20 protein-coding genes are annotated in these 20,864 nt (G+C 71.8%); 7 read left to right on the plus strand and 13 right to left on the minus strand.

Annotation, left to right across the window (positions count from 1 at the left end; genetic code table 11):
• Positions 1 to 37 precede the first annotated feature (37 nt).
• Complete coding sequence (locus tag B9S64_RS13715) at positions 38 to 1,975, minus strand: long-chain fatty acid--CoA ligase (RefSeq protein WP_103489636.1); 1,938 nt, start codon at positions 1,973 to 1,975, stop codon at positions 38 to 40.
• 242 nt (positions 1,976 to 2,217) lie between these two features.
• Complete coding sequence (locus tag B9S64_RS13720) at positions 2,218 to 3,495, minus strand: acetyl-CoA C-acetyltransferase (RefSeq protein WP_103489637.1); 1,278 nt, start codon at positions 3,493 to 3,495, stop codon at positions 2,218 to 2,220.
• 75 nt (positions 3,496 to 3,570) lie between these two features.
• Between B9S64_RS13720 and B9S64_RS13725 the strand changes: the two genes are divergently transcribed.
• Complete coding sequence (locus B9S64_RS13725; protein WP_103489638.1) at positions 3,571 to 4,890, plus strand: 3-oxoacyl-ACP reductase; 1,320 nt, start codon at positions 3,571 to 3,573, stop codon at positions 4,888 to 4,890.
• A gap of 3 nt (positions 4,891 to 4,893) precedes the next feature.
• Complete coding sequence (locus B9S64_RS13730; protein WP_109492050.1) at positions 4,894 to 5,859, plus strand: MaoC/PaaZ C-terminal domain-containing protein; 966 nt, start codon at positions 4,894 to 4,896, stop codon at positions 5,857 to 5,859.
• An 11-nt stretch (positions 5,860 to 5,870) separates the two neighbouring features.
• Here the strand turns inward: B9S64_RS13730 and B9S64_RS13735 are convergent, their stop codons facing one another.
• The gene (locus B9S64_RS13735; protein ID WP_103493889.1) at positions 5,871 to 6,515 is read right to left on the minus strand and encodes a TetR/AcrR family transcriptional regulator; all 645 of its coding nucleotides are present in this window, start codon (positions 6,513 to 6,515) and stop codon (positions 5,871 to 5,873) included.
• Positions 6,516 to 6,723: 208 nt separating this feature from the next.
• On the opposite strand from B9S64_RS13735, the gene B9S64_RS13740 reads away from it, so the two are divergent.
• Complete coding sequence (locus B9S64_RS13740) at positions 6,724 to 7,926, plus strand: alpha/beta hydrolase (RefSeq protein WP_103493888.1); 1,203 nt, start codon at positions 6,724 to 6,726, stop codon at positions 7,924 to 7,926.
• An 87-nt stretch (positions 7,927 to 8,013) separates the two neighbouring features.
• Here B9S64_RS13740 and B9S64_RS13745 read toward each other — a convergent pair whose 3' ends face one another.
• The 5 genes from B9S64_RS13745 to B9S64_RS13765 form a co-directional block, all read right to left on the minus strand.
• Positions 8,014 to 9,375 carry a dicarboxylate/amino acid:cation symporter gene (locus B9S64_RS13745; protein ID WP_103493887.1) on the minus strand — a complete coding sequence of 454 codons (1,362 nt, stop codon included), beginning with the start codon at positions 9,373 to 9,375 and terminating at the stop codon, positions 8,014 to 8,016.
• A 386-nt stretch (positions 9,376 to 9,761) separates the two neighbouring features.
• Positions 9,762 to 10,058: a DUF4229 domain-containing protein gene (locus B9S64_RS13750; RefSeq protein WP_103493886.1), complete on the minus strand. Its 297-nt coding sequence runs from the start codon at positions 10,056 to 10,058 to the stop codon at positions 9,762 to 9,764.
• Between the two features lie 137 nt (positions 10,059 to 10,195).
• Positions 10,196 to 10,723: a GNAT family N-acetyltransferase gene (locus B9S64_RS13755; protein ID WP_103493885.1), complete on the minus strand. Its 528-nt coding sequence runs from the start codon at positions 10,721 to 10,723 to the stop codon at positions 10,196 to 10,198.
• Between the two features lie 175 nt (positions 10,724 to 10,898).
• Positions 10,899 to 12,062 carry an aminofutalosine synthase MqnE gene (gene mqnE, locus B9S64_RS13760; protein ID WP_103493884.1) on the minus strand — a complete coding sequence of 388 codons (1,164 nt, stop codon included), beginning with the start codon at positions 12,060 to 12,062 and terminating at the stop codon, positions 10,899 to 10,901.
• Between the two features lie 93 nt (positions 12,063 to 12,155).
• Positions 12,156 to 12,611 carry an Lrp/AsnC family transcriptional regulator gene (locus B9S64_RS13765; protein WP_028441448.1) on the minus strand — a complete coding sequence of 152 codons (456 nt, stop codon included), beginning with the start codon at positions 12,609 to 12,611 and terminating at the stop codon, positions 12,156 to 12,158.
• A 134-nt stretch (positions 12,612 to 12,745) separates the two neighbouring features.
• Here B9S64_RS13765 and B9S64_RS35020 point away from each other — a divergent pair, with 134 nt between their 5' ends.
• On the plus strand, positions 12,746 to 12,880 hold the full coding sequence (locus B9S64_RS35020) for a hypothetical protein (protein ID WP_255310544.1): 135 nt from the start codon (positions 12,746 to 12,748) through the stop codon (positions 12,878 to 12,880).
• Positions 12,881 to 12,884: 4 nt separating this feature from the next.
• Here B9S64_RS35020 and B9S64_RS13770 read toward each other — a convergent pair whose 3' ends face one another.
• Positions 12,885 to 13,583 carry a UbiX family flavin prenyltransferase gene (locus B9S64_RS13770; RefSeq protein WP_372453981.1) on the minus strand — a complete coding sequence of 233 codons (699 nt, stop codon included), beginning with the start codon at positions 13,581 to 13,583 and terminating at the stop codon, positions 12,885 to 12,887.
• A 94-nt stretch (positions 13,584 to 13,677) separates the two neighbouring features.
• Here B9S64_RS13770 and B9S64_RS13775 point away from each other — a divergent pair, with 94 nt between their 5' ends.
• Positions 13,678 to 14,283 carry a rhomboid family intramembrane serine protease gene (locus B9S64_RS13775; RefSeq protein ID WP_103493882.1) on the plus strand — a complete coding sequence of 202 codons (606 nt, stop codon included), beginning with the start codon at positions 13,678 to 13,680 and terminating at the stop codon, positions 14,281 to 14,283.
• Here B9S64_RS13775 and mqnP read toward each other — a convergent pair.
• Both mqnP and B9S64_RS13785 read right to left on the minus strand, forming a co-directional pair.
• Positions 14,273 to 15,178, minus strand: a complete 906-nt coding sequence (gene mqnP / locus B9S64_RS13780; RefSeq protein ID WP_103493881.1) for a menaquinone biosynthesis prenyltransferase MqnP — start codon at positions 15,176 to 15,178, stop codon at positions 14,273 to 14,275. The two genes, B9S64_RS13775 and mqnP, sit on opposite strands and share 11 nt — an antisense overlap.
• On the minus strand, positions 15,175 to 16,632 hold the full coding sequence (locus tag B9S64_RS13785; protein ID WP_103493880.1) for a menaquinone biosynthesis decarboxylase: 1,458 nt from the start codon (positions 16,630 to 16,632) through the stop codon (positions 15,175 to 15,177). The genes mqnP and B9S64_RS13785 overlap by 4 nt, the downstream gene beginning before the upstream one ends.
• Positions 16,633 to 16,721: 89 nt before the next feature.
• Here B9S64_RS13785 and B9S64_RS13790 point away from each other — a divergent pair, with 89 nt between their 5' ends.
• The gene (locus tag B9S64_RS13790) at positions 16,722 to 17,126 is read left to right on the plus strand and encodes a PLD nuclease N-terminal domain-containing protein (RefSeq protein ID WP_103493879.1); all 405 of its coding nucleotides are present in this window, start codon (positions 16,722 to 16,724) and stop codon (positions 17,124 to 17,126) included.
• 182 nt (positions 17,127 to 17,308) lie between these two features.
• The gene (locus B9S64_RS13795; RefSeq protein WP_103493878.1) at positions 17,309 to 18,004 is read left to right on the plus strand and encodes a type 1 glutamine amidotransferase domain-containing protein; all 696 of its coding nucleotides are present in this window, start codon (positions 17,309 to 17,311) and stop codon (positions 18,002 to 18,004) included.
• A gap of 81 nt (positions 18,005 to 18,085) precedes the next feature.
• Here the strand turns inward: B9S64_RS13795 and ccsB are convergent, their stop codons facing one another.
• Together ccsB and B9S64_RS13805 are read right to left on the minus strand one after the other, a co-directional pair.
• Entirely contained in the window at positions 18,086 to 19,171 is a 1,086-nt protein-coding gene (gene ccsB / locus B9S64_RS13800) for a c-type cytochrome biogenesis protein CcsB (protein ID WP_103493877.1), read from the minus strand.
• Positions 19,168 to 20,862 carry a cytochrome c biogenesis protein ResB gene (locus tag B9S64_RS13805; protein ID WP_103493876.1) on the minus strand — a complete coding sequence of 565 codons (1,695 nt, stop codon included), beginning with the start codon at positions 20,860 to 20,862 and terminating at the stop codon, positions 19,168 to 19,170. Before B9S64_RS13805 ends, ccsB begins: the two co-directional genes overlap by 4 nt.
• Positions 20,863 to 20,864 lie beyond the last annotated feature (2 nt).

Consider the following 20,864-nt stretch of genomic DNA (forward strand, 5'->3'; position numbering starts at 1 on the left):
GCGGTCCCCCGTCACGCCCGCCCCCTTCCGGTACGGATCACCGCTTCCGGTACAGCTCGTCGATCCGGTCCGCGAAGTCGCGGGTGATCGCGTCGCGCTTCAGCTTCAGGGACGGCGTCAGATGGCCGCCCTCCTCCGTGAAGTCCCCCGGCAGCACGGTGAACGTGCGGATGGACTCGGCGCGCGAGACCAGCCGGTTGGCCTCGTCCACCGCGCGCTGGAGCGCCGCGCGCAGCTCCTCGTCATGGACGAGTTCGCGGATCGGGACGCCCTCCTTCTTGTGCATCCGCCGCCAGTGGGCCAGCCCGTCCGGCTCCAGGGTGATCAGGGCCGCGATGAACGGCCGGTCGTCGCCGACGACCATGCACTGGCCGACCAGCGGGTGGGCGCGCAGCCAGTCCTCCAGCGGGGCGGGGGTGACGTTCTTGCCGCCGGAGGTGATGAGGATGTCCTTCTTGCGGCCGGTGATCGTGAGGTAGCCGTCCTCGTCCAGCGCCCCCAGATCGCCCGTCGGGAACCAGCCGTCCTCCCCGCGCGGCACTGGCCCGCCGCGCTCGGCGTCCCAGTAGCCCTGGAAGACCTGGCCGCCGCCGAGCAGCACCTCGCCGTCGTCCGCGATCCGTACGGCGGTGCCCGGCAGCGGCCAGCCCACCGTGCCCAGCCGGGGTTTGAGGGGCGGGGTGACGGTGGCGGCGGCGGTGGTCTCCGTCAGCCCGTACCCCTCGAATATCTGGATGCCCGCCCCCGCGTAGAACGCCGCGAGCCGGTGCCCCAGCGGGGAGCCGCCGCAGATCGCGTACCGCACATGGCCGCCGAGCGCGGCCCGGATGCGCCGGTAGACCAGCGGGTCGTACAGGGCGCGGGCGGCCCGCAGCCCGAGCCCCGGTCCGGGGCCCGTGCCGTGCTGGGCGGCCTCGACGGCCTCGCCGTACCGCTGGGCGATACGCGCCGCGCGGTCGAAGGAGGAGGCGCGGCCCATGTTCTCCGCGGTGGCCCGGCCGGTGTTGTACACCTTCTCCAGGACGTACGGGATGGCCAGCAGGAACGACGGTTTGAAGCCCGCCAGGTCCGCGAGCAGGTCCTCGGTGCGGATCGACGGCGCGTGTCCGAGGCGGACCCGGGCCCGCATGCAGCCGATCGCGACCATCCGCCCGAAGACATGGCTGAGCGGCAGGAAGAGCAGGGTGGACGCCGGGTCCTTGGAGACGGACTTGAAGACCGGGTGGAGCAGTTCGATGGCGTTGTCGACCTCGGCGAAGAAGTTGCCGTGGGTCAGGACGCAGCCCTTGGGGCGGCCGGTGGTGCCCGAGGTGTAGATGAGGGTGGCGGGGCTGTGCGGCTCCAGTGTGGCGCGGCGGGCGGCGACCACCGCGTCCGGGACGTCCTTGCCGAGCGCCTTCAGCCGGCCGATCGCCCCCGTGTCGAACTGCCAGAGGTGCAGCAGACCGGCGAGCTGCTGCCGCTCCTGGCTGACCAGCCGGCCCTGTTCCGTGGACTCCACGGCGCAGGCGGCGGCCCCGGAGTCCTGGAGGATCCAGCGGGTCTGGAAGGCGGAGGAGGTGGGGTAGACGGGGACGGTGACCAGTCCGGCCGCCCAGGACGCGAAGTCGAGCAGGGTCCACTCGTAGGTCGTACGGGCCATGATCGCGATCCGGTCCCCCGCGCGGAGGCCTTCCGCGATCAGCCCCTTGGCGACGGCCTGGACCTCGGCGGCGAAGTCGGCGGCCGTCACGTCCTGCCAGGTGCCGTCCGCCCGCTTACGGCTGAGCACCGCCTCGGCCGGGGCCTCGCGGGCGTTGTCGTACGGGATCTCGGCGAGCGAGCCGCGCCCCACGACCGGGGCGAGCGGAGGCACGGAGGCCTCCCGCACGGTGCCGTCCGCCGCCCTGACCCGGGTCGGCTCGACCAGGGCGGGCACGGAGGCGGTGGCGGACCCGGCGGGGGTGGGCACGGCGGCGGGGGTGGGCGTGGACACGGGCGGCTCCTCGACATGGGGTCCGGCGCCGGGCCCGTCCCTGGGCTCCGGCGCCGGCACGGGCTGCTGCTGGGTGCGCGGGTCGTACGCGTGCGGTGCGGTGCGGTTCCGGGTGGCGGGGGTTACGGGGTCCGGTGCCCGGAGGGTTACGCGGGCCGGGGCCTCCGGGGCCGGGGGTCACGGGGCCGGGGCTTTCAGGACGCCCCAGGTGACCAGGGCACCCGGAGGGCTCTTCGCCGCCCTCAGGGGCGTTCCAGGATCGCCGTGACCCCCTGGCCGCCCGCCGCGCAGATCGAGATCAGGCCACGGCCCGGGGTGCCCCGCTCCGCGAGGAGGGTGGCCAGCGTGGCCACGATCCGGGCCCCGGTCGCGGCGAAGGGGTGCCCGGTGGCGAGGGAGGAACCGGCCACGTTCAGCCTCTCCCGGTCCACCGGCGCGAGGCCCTGCTTCTCCCAGGAGGCCAGGGTGGCCAGCACCTGGGAGGCGAAGGCCTCGTGGATCTCGACGAGGTCGAAGTCCTCGATGCCGAGTCCGGCGCGCTCCAGCATCCTCGGCACAGCGTGGGCGGGTGCCATCAGCAGGCCCTCCTCCCCGTCCACGTAGTCCACGGCAGCGGTCTCGTACAGCGAGAGGTAGGCGAGCGGTTCGTGCCCGTGGGCCTCGGCCCACTCCTCGCTCGCCAGCAGCACGGTGGCAGCCCCGTCGGTGAGCGGGGTCGAATTGCCCGCCGTCATCGTCGCGTCGGGGTGCCCGGTGCCGAACACCGGCTTGAGAGTGGCCAGTTTGCCGGGCGTGGAGCCGGGGCGGAGGTTCTGGTCGCGGTCCAGACCGAGGAAGGGGACGACCAGGCCGTCCAGGAGGCCCCGGTCGTACGCGGCGGCGAGCCGCTGGTGGCTGGTGGCCGCCAGGAGGTCCTGGTCCTCGCGGGTGACGCCCCACGTCCGTGCGGTGAGCGCGGCGTGCTCACCCATCGACAGGCCGGTGCGCGGTTCGGCGTTACGCGGGATGTCCGGCACCAGGTGGCCAGGGCGTACGGCTGCGAGGGCCTTCAGCCGGCCGCCCGCCGACCTCGCCCGCCTGGCCCGGAGCAGGATGCGGCGCAGGTGGTCGTTGACCCCGAGCGGGGCGTCGCTGGTGGTGTCCGCGCCGCCCGCGACCGCCGAGTCCACCGCGCCCAGGGCGATCTTGTTGGCGGCGGCGATCACGGCCTGGAGCCCGGTGCCGCAGGCCTGCTGGACGTCGTACGCCGGGGTGCGCGGGTCGAGGGCCGAGCCGAGCACGGTCTCACGCGCCAGATTGAAGTCCCGGCTGTGCTTGAGGACCGCGCCCGCGACGAACTCGCCCACCAACTCTCCGCGCAGACCGAAGCGTTCGACCAGACCGTCCAGTGCGGCGGTCAGCATCCGCTGGTTGGAGACCTCGGCGTACGGGCCGTCGGCGCGGGCGAACGGGATGCGGCTGCCGCCGAGGACGGCGACCCGGCGCGGCTGCGGCAGCGGGAGGGGGATCAACTCGACCAACTCATCTCGACCTACTCCTGACCCTTGAGTAACCTTACTCTGGAGTAAATCTACGACCGAGCAGGAGTCTGGACAATGGCCGACCGCTATCTGCACCTGACCGGCACCGCACCCGGCCGCTTCCTGACCCGCCGGCTCGGCCTGCCGCAGCCCGTCCCGCTGCGCCGCTGGAGCCCGGCGACACCCACGCTCGACGGCCCGTCGCTGCACCTCACGGCCGGTGCGTCGGCTCTCGGGGAGACTCTCGGCCCGGTCCTCGCCGCCACCGGACCGGTGGTCACCACGGCCGCCGAGCGCCCGGCGGCCGTGGTCGTGGATGCGACGGGAATCACCACGGCGGCCGGGCTCGGCGCCGTCCACGCCGCGCTCCACCCGGTCGTACGGTCCCTGGCCACCGGCGGCAGGATCGTCGTCCTCGGCACCCCGCCCTCGCCCGACGACCACCACCAGGCCGCCGCCCAGCAGGCGTTGGAAGGGTTCGTCCGCTCGCTCGGCAAGGAGATCGGCCGGGGCGCCACCGCGCAGCTGCTCCGGATACCGCCGGGCGCCGCCGCCGGTGCCGAGTCCACCCTGCGCTTCCTGCTGTCACCCCGCTCCGCGTACGTCAGCGGTCAGGTCATCGAGCTGACGGACACCGCCCCCGACCCGGTCGCCGACTGGGCGGCCCCGCTGTCCGGGCGCACCGCGCTGGTCACCGGCGCGGCCCGGGGCATCGGCGCCTCGGTCGCCTCCGTGCTGGCCAGGGACGGCGCCCAGGTGATCTGCCTGGACGTCCCGCAGGCCCAGGAGGACCTGGTCCGCACCGCCGATCGGCTCGGGGCGAGGGCCCTGCCGCTGGACATCACCGCCGCCGACGCGGCCGAACGCATCGCCGCGGCCGCCCCGGAGGGCCTGGACGTCCTCGTCCACAACGCCGGTGTCACCCGGGACCGGCGGCTGGCCAACATGCCCGCCGAGCGCTGGGCGCAGGTCATCGAGGTCAACCTCGACAGCGTCCTGCGCACCACCGACGCCCTGCTGAAGGCGGGCGCCGTGAACCGGGGCGGCCGGATCGTCGCCACCGCGTCCATCGCCGGCATCGCGGGCAACAACGGCCAGACCAACTACGCGGCCTCCAAGGCGGGCATCATCGGTCTGGTCCGCTCCCTGGCCCCGCGTGCCGCAGCCGAGCACGGCGTCACGGTCAACGCGGTGGCGCCCGGCTTCATCGAGACGAAGATGACGGCCGCCGTCCCGCTCTTCATACGGGAGGCGGGGCGCCGGATGAACTCCCTGTCCCAGGGCGGCCTTCCGGTGGACGTCGCGGAGACCACCGCCTGGCTCGCCCAGCCCGCCTCCACCGCCGTCAACGGCCAGGTCGTCCGGGTCTGCGGCCAGAGCCTGCTGGGGGCCTGAGCCATGACCGCCCTCGGCGTGTCCCTGCTGCGCGGAGCCGTCACCTCCCCGTTCAAGCGGGCCGGCGGCCCCGGCGCCACCCTGCCGACGGGCCGCGAGGTGCTGCCCGCCGCGCCCACCGCCCCGGCGCCCCTCGCCGCGTACCGGGCGCTCTGCGGCTTCACCGACCCGGAGAACCTGCCGCTCACCTATCCGCATGTGCTCGGCTTCCCGCTCGCCATGCGGCTGATGACCCGACGGTCCTTCCCGCTCCCGGTCCTGGGCCTGGTCCACACCTGGATCGAGATCACCGCGCACCGGCCGCCGCGCCCGGAGGACCGCCTCGAACTCACCGTGTACGCCGCCGAACTGACGGCTCATCGGCGCGGCACCGAGGTCACGGTGGTGACCGAGGCGCGGTGTGCGGGGGAGACGGTCTGGGAGTCACGCAGCGGCTATCTGTCCCGGCACGCGGCGTCCGGTACGCCCGGCGGCACCGCGGACCGGTCGCGGGGCGCCACCGTCCGGGCGGGGGCGTCCGCCGCCGGGACCGCCCCGCCGGACGCGCCCGCCGCCGGGGCCGGGCTGCCCGCCGTCGCCGAGTGGCGGCTGCCCGGCGACCTCGGGCGGCGCTACGGTGCCGTCTCGGGCGACCGGAACCCGATCCACCTCCACCCGCTCACCGCACGGCTGTTCGGCTTCCCCCGGCACATCGCCCACGGCATGTGGACGGTCGCCCGCTGTCTCGCCGAGGCGGAGACGGGAGCGGGCGCGGGGCCCGGAACGGGAACGGGAACAGGCACGGGAACAGGCTCAACAAGCACGGAGTCCGGCGCGCGGGACCGTGGCCGGATCCGTTCCGTACGGGCCGAGTTCAAGGCGCCCGTCCTGCTGCCCGCCACCGTCACCTACGCCGCCGCCGCGGACGCCTTCCTCCTGCGCGGCGGCGACCGGGTCCACCTCACCGGCACCCTGGTCCGCCAGCGCTGACCAGGGGGCCGTCAGTCCTCCGTGGGCTGCCAGCCCCGCCCGTGCATCAGGTTCTCCAGGCCCGCCCAGGAGAAGTTCATCAGGGTGGTCGCGGCCTCCCGGGCCGAGACACCGGGGGTGATGTTCGCCCATCCGGCGAGCGCCTCCGCGGCCCCCACCAGCGCCTGCGCGAGCCCGGCCACGTCCCGGTCGGGCAGCGCGGGATCGTGGTGCGCCTCGCGCGCCGCCGCCCCGATCAGGCCCGTCACGAACGCCACGATCTCCTCCCGGAGCACCGCGACCTCACCGACGAACGGCTCCCCCTGCGCGCGGGCCTGCTGGTGCAGCACCGCCCAGGCGTCCGGGTGGTCCGCGGTGTGCTCGAAGAACGCCCGCAGCCCCGTCCACAGCTGCCGGTCGGCCGGCAGATCCGGCTCGACCCCGGCCCGCACCGCCTCCATCAGGGCCTCGGACTCACGGCGGATGCAGGCGGTGAACAGCTCCTCCTTGGAATTCAGGTAGAGGTAGACCAGCGGCTTCGACACCCCGGCCAGCTCCGCGATCTCGTCCATCGAGGCGGCCCGGTACCCACGCTGCCCGAAGGTCCGCACCGCGGCGTCCATCATCTGCCGCTCCCGCTCGGCGCGCGGCATGCGTTTGCTCTTCACTGCACTCACGTCGGTCTTCCTCCCCGCCCCCACCACTCCGGTAAGCGTACGGCGCGGGTCGGGCGCGCACCGTACGCGACCGCGCCCACCGGCCCCGATGGCCGAAGGACGCCCCCCCGGACCCGCAAGGGAGGCGGCCGCCGTCCGACTCCAGTCGCACACGGCATCGGCCTCGGGCACGATGCCCGCGCCCCGCGCCGCCGCCTACTGTCGCCGCATGACGACCCGATTCCGCGGACCGGCCGTGCTCGCGGCCCTCGCCGCGACCGTCCTGCTCGCCGCTCCCGCCACCGCGGCCCACGCCTTACCGGACACCGCCCCCGCCGCGACGGCGAGCCGCACCGCGACACCCGAACTGCCCCGCCCCACCGGCCCGTACGCCGTCGGCACGGAAGTGCTGCACCTCGTCGACCACGACCGCGCCGACCCCTGGGTCCCCGAGGCCGGACCACGGGAGCTGATGGTCTCCCTGCACTACCCGGCCCGCTCGGGCGGCGGCGCCCCCCGCCCGTATCTGAGCACCGAGGAGGCCCGGCTGCTGCTGGCGTCACGCGGGCTGGACGACGCAGTCCCCGCCGATGTGGTCGCCGGCACCGTCACCCACGCCCGCACCGGAGCTCCCCCCGCCCGGGGCCGGTACCCGCTGGTGCTGCTCTCCCCCGGGTTCAACACCCCCCGGGCCACCCTGACCTCGCTCGCCGAGGACCTGGCGAGCCGCGGTTACGTGGTGGCGAGCGTGGACCACGCCTACGAATCGACCGGAAGCGCCTTCCCCGGCCGCCGGATACTCACCTGCACCGCCTGCGACCAGGTCCAGGCGGCCCCGGACGACGCCTCCGAACGGCTGGTGCTGAAGGCCGTCTCCACCGGGCGCGCCGCCGACCTCTCCTTCGTGCTCGACCGGCTGACCGGCCACCACCCCGCCTGGCACCACGCACGCATGATCGACCCGGCCCGGATCGCCGCGGCCGGGCACTCCATCGGCGGGAACGCCGCCGCCTCCGTGATGCACACCGATCCGCGCGTCGGCGCCGGGATCAACATGGACGGCACCTTCTTCGACCCGGTCCCCGAAGCGGGCCTCGGCGGCCGCCCGTTCCTGATGCTGGGCGTCGACGGGCTGCACCGGCCCGGCGGCGGGGATCCCACCTGGGACGAGGGCTTCCAGCGGCTGGGCGGCTGGAAGCGCTGGCTGTCCGTCAAGGAGTCCGGGCACTTCACCTTCACGGACGTCCCCCTCCTCGCCGAACAGCTGGGCCTCCCGGTGGACCCCACCGCCACCCTCTCCGCGGACCGCTCGGTCCGTATCACCCGTGACTACACCGCGGCCTTCCTCGACCTGCACCTGCGGGGCCGGCCGCAGCCGCTCCTGGCCGGGCCGACACCGGGCAACCCCGAGGTCGTCTTCCAGCGGCCCTGAGGGCCGTGCCCGCCCCGGACGACGACGGAGCGCCCCCGGCCGGAAGGGTTCCGGCCGGGGGCGCTCCGAGGGTGCCGTACGGCGGTGTCACGCGGGGACGGGCAGCGTCACCTTCCGCTCCGCGTCGGACACGCTGACCTCGTCGACCGGGGAGGCCGACGCCGAGTTGTACGCGTCGTGGTCGAGGATCTTCTCGCGGGCCGCGACGAGCACCGGGACCATCGCCTGGCCGGCCACGTTCGTGGCGGTGCGCATCATGTCCAGGATCGGGTCGATGGCCAGCAGCAGGCCCACGCCCTCCAGCGGGAGGCCCAGCGTGGACAGGGTGAGGGTCAGCATGACCGTGGCGCCGGTGAGGCCCGCGGTGGCCGCCGAACCGATGACCGAGACGAACGCGATCAGGATGTAGTCGCCGATGCCCAGCTGGACGTCGAAGATCTGCGCGATGAAGATCGCCGCCAGCGCCGGGTAGATCGCGGCGCAGCCGTCCATCTTGGTCGTGGCGCCGAACGGGACGGCGAAGCTGGCGTACTCCTTCGGGACGCCGAGCCGCTCGGTGACCTTCTGGGTGACCGGCATGGTGCCGACCGAGGAGCGGGAGACGAAGCCGAGCTGGATCGCGGGCCAGGCGCCCTTGAAGAACTGGAGCGGGCTGACCTTGGCGACCGTGGCGAGCAGCAGCGGGTAGACGCCGAACAGCACGATGGCGCAGCCGATGTAGACGTCCGCGGTGAACGTCGCGTACTTGCCGAGCAGGTCCCAGCCGTAGTCGGCGATGGCGTAGCCGATGAGGCCGACCGTGCCGATGGGGGCGAGGCGGATGACCCACCACAGGGCCTTCTGGAGGAGTTCCAGGACCGACTCGCTGAGGGTGAGGATCGGCTTGGCCCTCTCACCGAGCTGGAGCGCGGCGATACCGGCGACGGCGGCCATGAAGACGATCTGGAGCACGTTCAGTTCGGTGAACGGCGTGATGACGTCCGTCGGGATGATGCCGGTGAGGAAGTCGAGCCAGGAGCCGGCGTGCTCGGGCTTGGCGCCGTCCTTGGGGGTGAGGCCGGTGCCGGAGCCCGGGTTGGTGATCAGACCGATCGCGAGGCCGATGGCGACCGCGATCAGCGACGTGATCATGAACCAGAGCAGGGTGCGGCCGGCCAGCCTGGCGGCGTTGTTGACCTTGCGCAGGTTGGTGATCGACACCATGATCGCGAAGAAGACGAGGGGCGCGACGGCCAGCTTGAGGAGCTGGACGAAGATGTGGCCGACCTTGTCGAGCGTGGTGTAGAGCCAGTCGATGTCCTGGCTGCGGGTGAGCCAGCCGAGCAGGACGCCGAGCACCAGACCGGCGACGATCTGGACCCAGAACGGGACGCCGGGTATGCGGAAACCGGAGCCGGACGGCTTCTCGGCCTCGGCCTCGGTCTCGGGGGACGCGGAATTCGCGGACAAGGGAACACTCCTGGGAGGACGCAGCGGGACGTACGGGAACAGACGTGCCGACGTGCGGTGGAACGGGGACGGGGTGCGGCGCCCGCGCCAGGGGCGGCGCCGCTGCATGATGCCGGTTCAGACGTTGCGGCAACAGACCGCGGACATACAGCGGCAGAGATCCACGTGCAGGCGCGCCACGAGCGACAGGCTCATGGCGTGACGGGTGCGCACTGCGGTGTTCATGCCGAACACGTTAACACTTGTACTTTGAGGACCTCAAAGGTCCGCTTGGGTCGAATCGCACCGGCCGGGCCGGACCGTGCCGGAGAACGCCGAAGCCCCGGTACCGGAGCGGCTGCTCGGTGCCGGGGCGCTGTCCCGTACGGGACCGTCTGTGAGGAACGTTACGGGGTGACGCCGTCCTCGCGGGTGCGGTTCGCTTCGAGCCGGGCCTTGGACCGGTCGACCGTGGAGATGATCTGCTCGGACATCTCGTCGCGCTGCTTGCGCAGGAGGACGTAGCTCAGGGGCGCGGAGAGCAGCAGGCCCAGGAGGATGACCCAGACGACGTTGGAGCCGCCGACGCCGGAGGGCAGCAGCCCGAAGTGGACCGCGACGCCGGAGACGAAGAAGCAGCCGACGAAAATCAGGAGGCGCAACGCGGTGTACCGGATCGTTGCGCTCGGCTTGGCAGCGGACACGGCTTGGCCTTCTCTCTACGTCCGACGTCTCTCACGCTCGTTGCAGTCTGCGACTCTGCCCGACCAGTGAAGCATGCCCCGAATTCCGTCACTTCCCAGGGGTTCCCCTTCCGGCACGAGCGGGCGCCCCGCCACCGCTAACGGAAGAGCGGGAGCAGCATGATGACGTCGTCCCGGTAGTCGTCGTCGGCGACCCGGATGGCGTCCGGGACCCGGCCGACCTCCTTGTACCCGCAGGAGGTGTAGAAGCGGTCGGCGCCCGTGCCGCCGCGGCAGGTGAGCCGGATGGCGTCGACGCCGTCGAGGGAGCGTGCGGCGTCGGCCGCGGCCGCCATCAGCTCGCGGCCGTATCCCTTGCCCTGGTGGCGGGGGTGGACCATCACCGTGTAGAGCCAGGCCCAATGGCGCATCAGGCGGTGGGTGTTGAGGGTGAGGAAGGCGGTGGCGGCGACCTGGCCGTCCTCGTCGCGGCCGACCACCAGCCGGGTACGTCCCTCCGCGATGGCCGTGAGGTGCTTGAGCAGCTCCGGCCGGATCTCGTCCGCGGTCACCGGGGGCAGGAACCCGACGGCCCCGCCCGCGTTGCTGACATCGGCCCACAGCACGGTGATGCCGTCCCGAAGGGCCGGGTCGAAAGCGGGGTTCACCTCAAAAGTAAGAGCCATAGAGCGAGATTAACCATTACAACCCGGCCTTCACAACCCGGATCCCGCCCTCCCGCACTCCCGTCCGGACGGACGGACACCTGTCCGGACGCATGAGAAAGCCCCGCTCCGGGCGACTGTCACCACGGGCGGGGCTCTCCGGGCCCCTTACGGGGGCCTCTGCCGACGGGGCGCGTCAGACGCGCATCGGCTGCGGCGACTCGCGCAGCTCCGCGTCCGGTCCCGGGTACTCACGCAGGATCTCGTACCGGGTGTTGCGCTCCACGGGCCGGAAGCCCGCGTCCCTGATGAGCTCCAGCAGATCCTCGCGGCCGAGCTTGTTCGGGGTGCCGTAGTCGTCCGCGTCGTGCGTGATCTTGTACTCGACGACCGAGCCGTCCATGTCGTCCGCGCCGTGCTGGAGCGCGAGCTGGGCGGTCTGCACCCCGTGCATCACCCAGAACACCTTGACGTGCGGGACGTTGTCGAAGAGCAGCCGCGAGACCGCGAAGGTCTTGAGCGCCTCCGCGCCGGTCGCCATGGACGTCCGGGCCTGGAGGGTGTTGCGGACCTTGCCGTCCTTCATGTCCACGAAGTCGTGCTGGTAGCGCAGCGGGATGAAGACCTGGAAGCCGCCGGTCTCGTCCTGCATCTCCCGCAGCCGCAGCACGTGGTCGACGCGGTGCCGGGGCTCCTCGATGTGCCCGTACAGCATCGTCGCCGGGGTCTTGAGCCCCTTCTCGTGCGCGAGGCGGTGGATGCGCGACCAGTCCTCCCAGTGGGTGTTGTGGTCGACGATGTGCTGGCGGACCTCCCAGTCGAAGATCTCCGCGCCGCCGCCGGTCAGCGACTCCAGACCGGCGTCGATCAGCTCGTCGAGGATCTCGGACGCCGAGAGGCCCGAGATCGTCTCGAAATGGTGGATCTCCGTCGCGGTGAACGCCTTGAGCGCCACGTCCGGCAGGGCTTCCTTCAGCGCGCTCAGCGACCGCGGGTAGTAGCGCCACGGGAGGGTGGGGTGCAGGCCGTTGACGATGTGCAGCTCGGTGAGGTTCTCGCCCTCCATCGCCTTGGCGAGGCGGACGGCCTCCTCGATCCGCATCGTGTACGCGTCCTTCTCGCCCGGCTTGCGCTGGAACGAGCAGTAGGCGCAGGACGCGGTGCACACGTTCGTCATGTTGAGGTGGCGGTTGACGTTGAAGTGGACGACGTCGCCGTTCTTCCGCGTCCGCACCTCGTGGGCCAGCCCGCCGAGCCAGGCCAGGTCGTCGGACTCGTAGAGCGCGATCCCGTCCTCGCGGGTCAGCCGCTCGCCGGCCCGGACCTTCTCCTCCAGCTCGCGCTTGAGTCCCGCGTCCACTAGGGCGCCTCCCATATCTCTACGTAACAGACTCCGGCAGCCCACCGTACTCCCCCGCCTTCCGGCCCCCGGCACCCGCATTGCCGCTCCGTGTCACACCTCGTCGGGGAGCTCTCCCACCCGGTTCTCCCACTTCGTGGAGAGCACGACCGTCGTACGGGTACGCGAGACGCCCTTGGTCCCGCTGAGCCGGCGGATCGTCCGCTCCAGGCCGTCCACGTCACCGACCCGCACCTTGAGCGTGAAGGAGTCCTCGCCGGCGATGAACCAGCAGTCCTCGATCTCGGCGAGCTCCTTCAGCCGGTGCGCCACGTCCTCGTGGTCGGCGGCGTCGGAGAGCGAGACACCGATGAGCGCGGTGACACCCAGCCCCAGGGACGCGGCGTCCACCGTCGCGCGGTACCCGGTGATGACACCGGCGGATTCCAGCCGGTTGATGCGGTCGGTGACGCTGGGGCCGGAGAGCCCGACGAGCCGCCCCAGCTCGGCGTACGAGGCCCTGCCGTTCTCTCTGAGTGCCTGGATGAGCTGCCTGTCCACCGCGTCCATATGACTGAAGCCTTCCATTGTTCAGCAGTATCGCGAGATTACGTGTAGAATCTAAGGCACAGCAGGGTCGAGAGCCTGTAAATCTTTCAGGTCGATCCAAAATCGCTTACGAATCTTCAGGAGTGATAGTCACCGTGTACACGATCGAGATGGCCTACGCCCGGATGCGCGAGCTGCAGGACCTGGCCAACCGCTCGCGTGCCCACCAGCCCGCCGCCGCCCACCGCGTCGACAAGACCCGGGCCCCGCGCACCGACCGGAAGCGCTGAGCCCTCAGGGCCTCTCACGGGAGCCTCCACCGAGTTCTCCCTCCCACCGGCGGTACAGCTGGTGCGGCACCCCCGCCGCGTCCAGCACCCGCCCGGCGACGAAGTCCACCAGGTCCTGGATGTGGGTCGCCCCCGCGTAGAACGCCGGAGAGGCGGGCAGCACCACGGCGCCCGCCTCGTCGAGGGCCACCATCTGCTTCAGCGTCTGGCCGCTGAGCGGCGTCTCGCGCACCGCGACGACGAGTGTCCTGCGCTCCTTGAGCGTCACGCTCGCCGCGCGTTGCAGCAGATCCTTCGAGAGTCCCAGCGCCACCCCGGCCACACAGGCCGTGGAGGCCGGGACGATCAGCATCCCCTTCGCCGGGTACGACCCCGAGGACGGGCCGGCCGCCAGATCACCGGCCCCCCAGTACCGCACCCGGTCCAGCACGTCGTCCGGCACCGCGAAGGTGTCCGGCCCGCCGTCCGCGCCGCGCGCCAGCCAGCCCCGCAGATCCTCCCGCCAGTGCGCGTCGCGGAAGGCGATCCCCGTCTCGTCCAGCAGCGTCAGCCGCGAGGCACGGCTCACCACCAGGTCGACGCTCTCCCCCGCGTCCAGCAGCCCGCGCAGGACGGAGGCCGCGAACGGGGTACCCGAGGCGCCCGACACCCCGACAATCCAAGGCGCGCGCGGCCGCTCACTCACTGAAGTCCCGGATTTCACACGGGCGAGCCTATCCGGCGGAGGTCTCGCGGAACCGGGCGAGGGGCTCCGTACGTTGCACGGAAGAAGCGACAGCCGTCGACAGGGGGTGACCATGACCGTCACACGCACGACCACCACCACCGCACGGGCCACCACGGCCGGTGCGGTGATGATCACCTGGGTGGCGCTGCTGTGGGTGCTGGAAGGCATAGACACCCTGGCCGGCCACCGTCTGGACGACCACGGCATCTCCCCGCGCGAGCCGGCCGAGCTGCTGGACGTCGTGCCGTCCGCCTTCCTGCACGCCGGCTGGCAGCACGTCGCCTCCAACAGCCTGCCGCTGCTCGTCCTCGGCTTCATAGCCGCGCTCGCCGGGATCCGCAGGTTCGCCGCCGTGGTCCTGACGGTGATCGTGACGGCCGGCCTCGGCGTCTGGTTCACCGCGCCGTCCGGCACGGTCACGCTCGGCGCGTCCGGGGTGGTCTTCGGGCTCTTCGGCTATCTGCTGGTCCGCGGCTTCGTGGACCGCCGCCCGCTCGACATCGTGATCGGGGTGGCCGTCGCCGCGGTCTACGGCTCGATCCTGTGGGGCGTCCTGCCGACCGACTCCGGCATCAGCTGGCAGGGCCACCTCTTCGGCCTGCTCGGCGGGGTGCTGGCGGCGTTCCTCTTCCGCCGCCCCCGCCGCCCGGCGCCCGGGTCCTCCGTCACGGTGTGAGGCCGCGCACCAGCAGGTCGAGCAGCGCGCAGGCGAACAGCGCCATGCCGATGAAGCCGTTCACCGAGAAGAACGCCCGGTTCAGCCGGGACAGGTCGTGCGGCCGCACGACCCGGTGCTCGTAGACGAACGCCACGGCCACGATCACCATGCCGACCCAGTAGAGGAGCCCGGCCCCGGTCGCCAGACCGAACCAGACCAGCATCCCGGTCGTCACGGCGTGGCACACCCGCGCGCCCCAGAGCGCCGCCGGGATGCCGAAGCGCGCCGGGAAGGACTTGACCCCGTGGGCCCGGTCCGCCCGCACGTCCTGGCAGGCGAAGATCAGGTCGAAGCCGCCGATCCAGATCCCCACGGCCAGCCCGAGGATCACCGCGTCCCAGGACCAGCTGCCGGTCACCGCCAGCCAGGCGCCGATCGGCCCCATGGCCTGGGCGACACCGAGGATCGCGTGCGGGAAGTTGGTGAACCGCTTGCCGTACGGATAGACGACCATCGGCACGACGGCGACCGGCGCCAGGATCAGACAGAGCGGGTTGAGCAGGGCCGCGGCGCCGAGGAAGACGGCGACGGCCACCAGCGCGCCGGTCCAGGCCGACCGCACGGACACCGCCCCGGTGACCAGCTCCCTGCCGGCGGTGCGGGGGTTGCGGGCGTCGACCTCCCGGTCGATGATCCGGTTCGCCGCCATCGCGAAGGTGCGCAGCCCCACCATGGCCACGGTCACCAGCAGCAGCGTGCCCCAGTGGATGGTCTCGTCCATCCGGAACATCGCGGTGAGCGCGGCGATGTACGCGAACGGCAGGGCGAAGACCGAGTGCTCGATCATCACCAGCCGCAGGAACGCGCGGGACTTGCTGCGCGGCTGCGGCACGGCGGCGGCGGAGGCGCTCACAGGCCGTACTCCTTCCAGCGGCGGTCGACCTTCGCCGCCGTCTCCGGGTCCGACTCGACCATCTCGGGCCAGCCCCCGTCCCTCGTGTACCCCTCTTCGGGCAGCTTCCGCGTCGCGTCGATCCCCGCCTTGCCGCCCCAGAACTGCTGGTAGGAGGCGTGGTCGAGGTGGTCGACCGGGCCTTCGGTGAGCAGCAGGTCACGGGCGTAGTCGGTGTTGCCGAGCGCCCGCCAGGCCACCTCGTGCAGGTCGTGGACGTCGCAGTCGGCGTCCACGACGACGACCAGCTTGGTCAGCGACATCATGTGCGCCCCCCAGACGGCGCTCATCACCTTCTGCGCGTGCTTGGGGTACTTCTTGTCGATCGAGACGATCGCGCAGTTGTGGAAGCCGCCCGCCTCGGGCAGGTGGTAGTCCACGATGTCCGGGACGATGACCTTGAGGAGCGGCAGGAAGAACCGCTCGGTGGCGCGGCCCAGCGGCCCGTCCTCGGTCGGCGGCCGGCCGACCACGATCGACTGGAGCAGCGGCCGCCTGCGCATGGTCACACAGTCGATGGTGAGCGCGGGGAACGGTTCCTGCGGGGTGTAGAACCCGGTGTGGTCGCCGAACGGCCCCTCGGGCAGCATCCGGCCGGGCTCCAGCCACCCCTCCAGGACGACCTCGGCCTGCGCGGGGACCTGGAGCGGCACGGTCTTGCAGTCCACCATCTCGATCCGCTTGCCCTGGACGAACCCGGCGAAGAGGTACTCGTCGATGTCCCCGGGCAGCGGCGCGGTGGAGGCGTACGTCACCGCGGGCGGCGCCCCGAACGCGATCGCGACCGGCAGCCGCTCCCCGCGCCTGGCGGCGGTCTGGTAGTGGTTGCGGCTGTCCTTGTGGATCTGCCAGTGCATCCCGATGGTGCGCCGGTCGTGGCGCTGGAGCCGGTAGAGCCCGAGGTTGCGGATGCCCGTCTCGGGGTCCTTGGTGTGGGTGAGGCCCAGGTTGAAGAAGGAGCCGCCGTCCTCGGGCCAGGTGAAGAGCGCGGGCAGCTGGTCCAGGTCCACGTCGTCGCCGGTCAGAACCGTTTCCTGGACGGGCGCGCTGTCGGACTTGACCTTCTTCGGCGGCAGGTGGGCCACCGAGCCGAGCTTGCCGAAGGCCTCCCGGATCCCGACGAAGCCCTGCGGCAGCTCGGGCTTGAGCAGACCGCCGATCTTGTCGCTGATCTCGGCGTAGGACTTCAGTCCGAGCGCCTTGAGGAGCCGCCGGTCCGTCCCGAAGACGTTCATGGCCAGGGGCATGGTCGCCCCCTTGACGTTCTCGAAGAGCAGGGCGGGCCCGCCCGCCTTGTTCACCCGGTCGACGATCTCGCCGACCTCCAGGTGGGGATCGACCTCGGCCTTGATGCGCTTGAGATCGCCCTCGCGCTCCAGAGCCCGGAGCAGGGAGCGAAGATCGTCGTAAGCCATGCTGTCAAGTATCGGACACCGGCTACCCTTGGCCCATCACCGGGGGCGGTCCGTGCGCCCCGTCACCTCACCTCGGGGGATCTTCCACGATGCTCAGGGCCCTGCTCTACATCCTGCCGCTGGCGCTGACGATCTTCGCGTTCATCGACTGCCTGAACACCCCGGAGGAAGAGGCCAAGCACCTGCCGAAGATCGCCTGGGTCTTCATCATCCTGCTGTTCTGGATCGTCGGGCCGATCGTCTGGCTGGCCGCGGGCAAGACGCGCCAGGTGCCCGGCGGGGGCCGTACGCCTTCCGAGTGGTCCCGTGGGCGCGGGACCTGGGTGGCGCCGGACGACAACCCGGACTTCCTCAAGTCCCTCAAGGACGACGACAAGAAGGACGAGGCGCTCCTCAAGGACTGGGAGGCGGACCTGCGCCGCCGCGAGGAGGAGATCAAGCGCCGCGAGGGCAACACCGGGCCGGAGGACTCCACCCCGCCCGCCGCCCCCTGAGCGCCTGAACCGAGCGCCGTGCCCGTCGCCCGCCGAGCGTCCGGGACGGCCCGGCGGCGCCCGACACGTCCGGCGCGTCCGGAGTAGGGACGGCGCGTGGTGCCGCGTCCGCGGCCGTGGTCGGTCATCCTCGGTACCGAGCCCGCTCACCGCAGCATCTCCGTCCCGTAGGGAGCACCCCCATGCCCTCCGTACTCTTCGTCCTCACCGGCGCCGACCACTGGACCCTCAACGACGGCACCACCCACCCCACCGGCTTCTGGGCCGAGGAGCTGGCCGCGCCCCACCGTGTCTTCTCCCAGGCCGGATACGACATCTCCTTCGCCACCCCGGGCGGTGTGGCGCCGACGGTGGATCCGGCCAGCCTCGCCGCCGAGGCCAACGGGGGCCAGGACCGGGCCGACTCCGTCGCCTCCTACCTCGCCTCGATCGACGAGACGCTCCGCATCCCCGGCCGGCTGGAGGACGTGGTCCCCACCTCGTACGACGTGATCTTCTACCCCGGCGGCCACGGGCCGATGGAGGACCTGGCCACCGACGGGGCGTCCGGCCGGCTGCTCACCGCGGCCCTGGACGCGGGCACCCAGGTCGCCGTCCTGTGCCACGCCCCGGCCGCCCTGCTGGCCGCCCGCCGGGAGGACGGGAGCTGGCCCTTCGCCGGTTACCGCATGACGGGTTTCAGCAACGCCGAGGAGACCGAGGCGGGGTTGGCCGCCAAGGCGCCGTGGCTGCTGGAGAGCCGGCTGGTGGAGCTCGGCGCCCGGTACTCCGCCGGGGAGGCCTGGGGCCCGCACACCGTGCACGACCGCAATCTGCACAGCGGCCAGAACCCCGCCTCCTCCGAACAGCTGGCGCACGAGATCGCCGGGGACCTCTGAGGCCCGGCCGGTCCCCCGGTACGACGACGAGGGCGCGACCGCTCGGCAGCGGTCGCGCCCTCGTGGCGTGTGCGTCCCGGATCAGACCCCGGCGTAGGAGTGCTTGCCGGTGACGAAGATGTTCACGCCGTAGTAGTTGAAGAGCCAGCAGCCGAAGGCGACCAGCGCCAGGTAGGCGGCCTTGCGGCCCTTCCAGCCGGCCGTGGCGCGGGCGTGCAGGTAGGCGGCGTACGCGACCCAGGTGATGAAGGACCAGACCTCCTTGGGGTCCCAGCCCCAGTAGCGGCCCCAGGCGTCGCCCGCCCAGATCGCGCCCGCGATGATCGTGAACGTCCACAGCGGGAAGACGGCCGCGTTGATGCGGTACGAGAAGGTGTCCAGGCTCTTGGCGGCCGGCAGCCGCTCCAGGACCGAGGTGGCGAACTTCCCGGGCTTCCCGCCGCTCGCGATCTTGTTCTCGTAGCTGTCGCGGAAGAGGTAGAGCAGGGTGCCGACGGCCCCGAGGTAGAAGACGGCACCGCAGATGATGGCGGTGGAGACGTGGATCCACAGCCAGTAGGAGTGCAGGGCGGGCACCAGCTGGTCGCTGTCGGTGTAGAGCGTCGTGGTCGCGATGCCGAGGTCCAGCAGGACCGTGGTGACCAGCAGCAGCCCGATCCAGCGGACGTTCTTCCGCAGCGCGAGCAGCACCAGGTACGCGCCGACGGCCACCGTGGAGAAGGTGATCGAGAACTCGTACATGTTGCCCCAGGGGGCCCGCCGCACCGACAGGGCGCGCGCGATCACGCCGCCCGCCTGCACGGCGAAGGCGACGACGGTCAGGGAGACCGCGATACGCCCCCACAGGTCGCCCTTGAAGGTGCCGCCCGCCGCTCCGGGCCCGTCCGGGACGTCCCGGGTCCCGGCGGCGGACCGGGTGACGACCTCGGGGCGGTCCAGCACGGCGGTGCCGCCCTGCTGGGCGCCCTTCACCCGCACCACGGGACCGGCGGTGGCCGCCGTGTCCTTCGTCAGCGCGGCGGCCGTGCGGCCGACCTTGCTGCGGCTGCCGAAGATCCATTCGGCGATGTGCGCGAAGAAGGCCAGGGTGTAGACGGCCATCGACGAATAGATCAGCACATTGCTGGTATGTGCCAGGTTCTCGTTGGTTGCGGCGGCGAGATTCACTTCTCAGCCCCTTCGGCAGGTTCTTCGGAAGGTTGTCCGGACTCGGGCTCGGGTTCGGGTGCGGTGGGTGCCACGGAGTGGAGCGCGCCCGCGAGATCCGCCAGTTCCTCGGGCAGCCGCGCGGACTCGCTGCGGCCCAGACCGGCCATCTCGACGACGGTGACCCCGTCGGCTCCCGGGACGGCCCGCACCCACACCCGGCGGCGCTGGATGAAGAGCGATCCGGCGAGTCCGGCGATGGCGGCGACCGCCCCGGTGAGCGCCCATCCGCTGGCGGGCTGGCGCGAGATCTGGAAGCTGGCCCATTCCTGGACGCCCTCGAAGGTGACCGAGCCGGCGCCGTCGGGCAGCTTCATCGTCTCGCCGGGGCGCAGCCGCTGCTTGAGCTGGTCGCCGTTGCTGTCCTTGAACTCCGTCATCTTGGACGGGTCGAGCTGGTAGACGTTCTGCGGCAGCCCGGAGTCCACGCCGAGGCTGCCGTAGTAGCCGTTGAGCGCCAGCACCGGGTAGTCCAGGGCGGGGAACTGCGAGAACATCGTGCCGCTGCCCTCACCCGCGAAGGTCGGGACGAAGAACGCCTGGAAGCCCAGCTGGGTCTTCTTCCCGTCGGCGTCCCGGTAGCCGTCCATCACCTTGATCGCGCCGGTGGAGGTGATGTTGTCGTCCTGCGGCAGCAGGGGCACCGCGTTGCGGTAGACCTCCTTGCCCTTGCCGTCCTTCACGGAGATGACCGGGGCGTACCCGTGGGCGTTGAGGTAGACCTTGGTGCCGTCCACGACGAGCGGCTGGTTGACCTTGATGACCCGCTTCTGCGGTTTGCCGTCCACGCCCTCGGCGTACGTCACATGGGCCTCGAAGGTGCGGGGGGTGCCGCGCTGCGGGCCGGTGCGCTCGTACGTACCCCTGAACTCGTCGAGGTCGAAGCTGAAGGGGACGAGATCGTCGTCGCTGAAGAGCGTGCCGGGCCGGAAGTTGTTGTACTGCGTCTTCGTGTTGGCGAACCCGTCGCCCTCCAGGATGAGCTTGCCCCCCTCGAACTTGAAGAGCTGGCCCCAGCCGAAGGCGACGAGCATGACGATCAGCGCGATGTGGAAGAGCAGGTTGCCGGCCTCGCGGAGGTAGCCCTTCTCGGCGGCGACGGCGTCGCCCACCGTGTGCGAGCGGAAGCGCCGCCCGCGCAGGAGACCGAGGGCCGCCTCGCGGACCCGCTCGGGCTCGGCCTCGGTGCGCCAGGTGGTGTAGGCGGGCAGCCGGGTCAGCTTCTTCGGGGCGCCCGGCGGACGGCCGCGCAGCTGCCCGACGAACTGGCCGGTCCGCGGGACGATGCAGCCGATCAGCGAGACGAACAGCAGGATGTAGATCGCGGAGAACCACACCGAGCTGTAGACGTCGAAGAGTTGCAGCTTCTCGTAGAGCGGGGCGAGCGTGGTGTGGTCGCCCTTGAAGGTCTCCACCTTCATCTCGTCCACGCTGTTCTGCGGGATCAGCGAGCCGGGGATGGCGCCGAGCGACAGCAGGAAGAGCAGGATCAGGGCGACCCGCATCGAGGTGAGCTGGCGCCAGAACCAGCGGGCCCAGCCGATGACGCCCATCGCGGGTACGGAGGCGGCGGACTCCTCACGCGGGGCGGTGGAGAGCTGTTCCCCGGCCGTGGAGAGGTCGTGCTCGTCCGTGGTGTTCAGGTTGCTCATGA

This window comes from Streptomyces sp. SM18 (assembly GCF_002910775.2).
Lineage (GTDB): Bacteria > Actinomycetota > Actinomycetes > Streptomycetales > Streptomycetaceae > Streptomyces > Streptomyces halstedii.